The sequence below is a fragment of the Ruminococcus sp. OM06-36AC genome (genome assembly GCF_003438725.1).
GTDB classification, from domain to species: Bacteria; Bacillota; Clostridia; order Oscillospirales; family Ruminococcaceae; genus Ruminococcus_C; species Ruminococcus_C callidus.
In genome coordinates this window covers 72,710-73,148 of record NZ_QSTT01000011.1, presented here as the reverse complement: position 1 = coordinate 73,148, position 439 = coordinate 72,710, and the positions used below count along the sequence as shown (strand labels likewise).

Annotated in this window: 1 pseudogene; it reads right to left on the bottom strand. The window is 51.3% G+C overall.

Annotation, left to right across the window (positions count from 1 at the left end):
* A pseudogene (locus DXB92_RS08690) lies at nucleotides 1-182 on the bottom strand (terminase); the annotation flags it as partial.
* Nucleotides 183-439: the final 257 nt, after the last annotated feature.

Sequence of the window (439 nt, the reverse complement as noted above, 5' to 3'; positions counted from 1 at the left end):
GGGCTTGGCATATCCGCACCGGTCAAATCAGCGGCATCGTCCAGATCAGCTGCGTCCAATTCCGGAGCATGAAATTCTATAACATCTGCAACCTTGCCCTCTGCGATCTTGTCGGAGAGGGCTTTCGGCTTATCGCCTGCACGAACTCGTCTGCCGCCTCTTCTTGTACCGTCCTTTGCCATCTGATTTCACCTGCCTTTTGAGAGAAAAATAGCCGAAACTGCGTAGGTTTCGGCTTGTCTGCATATTTTCAGGGTTAATCCCCCGTTTGAACCTTGGTTTTCGTGCGTGAGAGGGGACGCCGGTCTGTAAAAAATTCACAATTAGCGATTTTTATCCCCCCACCGGCAGCATTTCAGACACAATCAATACCGATAGACGGGATTTCGGTCTTCCGTCCATGTCTTGCGGTCATGGCAGGACTTGCAAAGAGCCTGCC